The organism is Limnofasciculus baicalensis BBK-W-15 (assembly GCF_024178385.1).
Classification (GTDB): domain Bacteria; phylum Cyanobacteriota; class Cyanobacteriia; order Cyanobacteriales; family Coleofasciculaceae; genus Limnofasciculus; species Limnofasciculus baicalensis.
The window spans coordinates 1-3,406 of the sequence record NZ_JAMZMM010000510.1 but is presented as its reverse complement, the minus strand read 5'-3'; the positions used below and the strand labels follow the sequence as shown (position 1 = coordinate 3,406).

General features: G+C 62.8%; 4 protein-coding genes. All 4 read left to right on the top strand.

Annotated elements, in window-relative coordinates; translation table 11 throughout:
- Positions 1-943, top strand: a 943-nt coding sequence (locus tag NJ959_RS27445) for an adenylosuccinate synthetase (RefSeq protein ID WP_254014937.1), incomplete at its 5' end; no start/stop codon positions are given.
- A 43-nt stretch (positions 944-986) separates the two neighbouring features.
- Positions 987-1,835, top strand: a complete 849-nt coding sequence (gene uppS / locus NJ959_RS27440; RefSeq protein WP_254014936.1) for an undecaprenyl pyrophosphate synthase — start codon at positions 987-989, stop codon at positions 1,833-1,835.
- A 7-nt stretch (positions 1,836-1,842) separates the two neighbouring features.
- Entirely contained in the window at positions 1,843-2,736 is an 894-nt protein-coding gene (locus NJ959_RS27435) for a phosphatidate cytidylyltransferase (RefSeq protein WP_254014935.1), read from the top strand.
- Positions 2,737-2,792: 56 nt separating this feature from the next.
- Positions 2,793-3,406, top strand: a 614-nt coding sequence (locus tag NJ959_RS27430) for a zinc ribbon domain-containing protein (RefSeq protein WP_254014934.1), incomplete at its 3' end; no start/stop codon positions are given.

Here is a 3,406-nt window from a genome sequence, read left to right as displayed (position 1 = left end):
CGAAGACGCCGCCTCCAACTCCAACACCAAGATCGGCACGACCCGCCGCGGCATCGGGCCGGCATACGCCGACAAAATCCAACGCTCAAACGCCATCCGAGTCGGCGACCTGCTCAAGCCCGAACTGCTCCGTGAACGCCTGAATCTCGCGTGCTCGGCAAAGGGCCCCATGCTCAGCGCGATGACCGGCCAGCCCCAGACGCTCGACGCCAAGGTGTTGTTCGATCACGCGTCTCGCGTCGGCGAGCGCCTACGTCCCATGATCCGCGATACCACGCACCTGCTCCACGACCTTCTCGACAGCGGCAAGAAGATCCTTTTCGAGGGCGCCAATGGCACGCTCCTCGACGTCGATCACGGCACGTATCCGTTTGTGACCAGTTCCAGCACGGGCACCGCGGGCATCGGTGTCGGCGCGGGAGTGCCACTGACCAAGGTGAAGACCATCATCGGCGTCATGAAGGCGTATTCGACCCGCGTTGGCTCTGGTCCGATGCCCACGGAACTGCACGACGCGACGGCGGATCGCATCCGCACCCGCGGCCGCGAGTTCGGCACGACCACAGGTCGCCCCCGCCGCGTCGGTTGGCTCGATCTCGTCGCTGTGCGCTACGCCGTGCGAATCAATGGATTGACCACCGTCGCGATGACCCTTTTCGACGTGCTCTCCGGATTCGACGAGATCAAGGTCTGTACCGCGTATCGCACGAAGGACGGAACCAGCGACATGTTTACGCCCGATGCAGATGACCTGGCGAAGGTCGAGCCAGTCTGGACCGCGCTGCCGGGGTTCTCGGAGGACATCTCAAAGGCCAAGCGCCTTGCGGACCTGCCGGTGAACGCACGCAAGTACGTCGATTTCGTGCAGGAACGCATCGGCGTGCCGGTCGGAATCGTGAGCGTGGGCCCGGACCGCGAACAAACCATCCGGGTCGGCGCGTAAGCACCCCGCAGCGATCCGCGTGCCTCGTGGGAGATTCAGTCGAATGAGTGAGACAGTGCGCGACTTCAGGAACGACCCGTCGGCGATCGCCGCCGAAGCGAAGTTGCGTCAACGTATTGCGACGGCTCGACCACTCGAACTCATCCCGGACGTGCATCCCGAGCGCATCCCGCAGCACGTCGCGATCATCATGGACGGCAACGGCCGCTGGGCCCAGCAGCGAGGTTTCCCACGCGTTTTCGGACACCGCAACGGCGCGATGGCCGCACGCGAGGTTGTGGTTCAGGCCGGCAACCTCGGCATCGAGTGCCTCACGCTCTACTCGTTCTCGCTCGAGAACTGGAAGCGCCCCAAGGACGAAGTCGACGCGCTCATGGACCTGTGCGCAATGTACTTGGAAGGCGAACGAGAGCATCTGAAACGCGAGCAGGTTCGTTTCAAGGTCGTCGGCCGACGACAAGGCCTGCCATCACATGTCACCGACGCGATGGACAAGATTGAAGAGACAACAAAGGACTGCACGGGTTGTACTCTCTGCCTCGCGTTCAACTATGGCTCGCGTGCAGAAATCACCGACGCCGCCCGCGCGATCGCGGAGCGAGTCAAACGTGGCGAACTTTCGCCCGATGCGATCGACGAAGACCTCTTCGAGCAGCACCTGTACACGAGGGGCTTGCCCGATCCCGACCTCCTCATCCGCACCGCAGGCGAACGCCGCGTGAGCAACTATCTGCTGTGGCAGATCAGTTACGCCGAGATCCACGTGACCGACGCGCTATGGCCTGACTTTGCCGCAGCGGATCTGCATGCGGCCGTCCGCGACTTTGCGTCACGCGATCGGCGGTTCGGCGGTATTCGCCGCGAGGCACTCGCCACGAGCACGGAGGTTTGAGCCCTTTATGTGGAAACGCCTGACCTTCGGCCCGCTCATGATCGCCGCCCTCATCGGGCTGGTGTGGCTCGATTCATTCCTCGGGAACAAGACCCTCTCGTCACCCGTGCTCGGCGTGGACAAGGTGCCGCCCGGATCGATTGTCTTTCTCATCTGCCTCGCGCTCGGGGCTCTCGGTTCCAAGGAACTTGCTTCAATCATAGTTGCGAAGGGCGCGAAGGCCTCGGCCGCGCTCCTCACGCTCGCGTCTTGGGCCGGGCTTTGTGTGTCATTCTTCGCGCCGAACGCTCAGCACTCGATCGATTCCGTGGCGATTGTGGGCTCCGCGGCGGTGCTCTTGTTTTTCACGTCGTTGCTGGTGTATTCGAAGGGCCAGAACACCAAGGGTGTCGTCCTCGCCGCGGGGGCGTCATTGCTCGCGTTCGTGTACCTCGGCATCATGCTCGGGTTTGTGCTAGCCATTCGTCGCGAGCATTCGGTCTGGATCCTCCTGTGGCTCCTGCTCGTCGTCAAAGCCTGCGACACCGGCGCATACTTCACGGGACGCGCCATCGGCAAGCACAAGCTGATCCTTTGGCTCAGCCCAGGCAAGACGTGGGAAGGGCTCGTCGGCGGGATCGCCCTTTCCTGCGCTGCGTCTGTCGGCGGGGCACGCCTGCTCACAATGTGGGCAGGCGAGACGATGCCGGGTGCTTTGCCCCTAATCGTCGCGGGCGTCGTCTTCGCGGTCGTGGGGCAGGCGGGCGACCTGGTGATGAGCCTGTTCAAGCGTGACGCTGGGTTGAAAGACTCCGGCTCGAGCATTCCGGGCTTTGGTGGGGTGCTGGACGTGCTGGATTCCCCTCTTTTGGTCACCCCTTTGGCCTTCTGGTGGTTGAAATGGGCCCTCCCCGGCGCGTAGGAGCACGCTAGAATGGACTGCGTTGTTATGGTCGGAGCCTTCGGCCGGAGTGTTCGATGACCGTCACGGAGAATCTCGTCAAGGTCTTTTTGGTGGACAAGCAGTTGCGGGGACTCCAGTCCCGCCTGAAGGGAGCGGAGAGTTTCTTGGCCGATCAGGTCAAGCAACTCGGCTCCTTGGACGGTCAGCAGAAGACTCTTGAGCAATCGCACAAGACGACGCTGGCCAAGGCCAACGAGGCCGATGGCGAGACCAAGCGACTCGACGCCCGCATGGCGGCCCTGAAGTCGCAGATGGACAACGCGCAGACCAACAAGGAATACAAGGCGTTCCTCACCGAGATCAACACGATCAAGGCCGATCGCGATCGTTCCGAGACCGCCGCCGTCGAACTGATGCAGAAGGCCGACGAGATCAAGAAGCAGGTCGAATCACTCGGCGGCCAGCGTGGCGAGCGCGAGAGTGTGAAGAAGGTCGCCGAGGGCGATCGCGAGAAACGCTACACCGAGATCAAAGATCGCCTTGCCGAACTCGAAGCGCAGCGCAAGCCGCTCGCTGAGGCCCTCACGTCCGACATTGTCGCGCTCTATAACCGCCTGCTCCAGCAGCGTGGCGATGATGCGATGGCCGCCGTCGAGATCAGCGACTTCAAGCGTGGCGAGTTCCACTG

Bases quoted from the DNA above. Each gene is read 5' to 3' on its own strand.
- uppS (WP_254014936.1), top strand. From the start codon at position 987: ATGAGTGAGACAGTGCGCGACTTCAGGAACGACCCGTCGGCGATCGCC.
- NJ959_RS27435 (WP_254014935.1), top strand. From the start codon at position 1,843: ATGTGGAAACGCCTGACCTTCGGCCCGCTCATGATCGCCGCCCTCATC.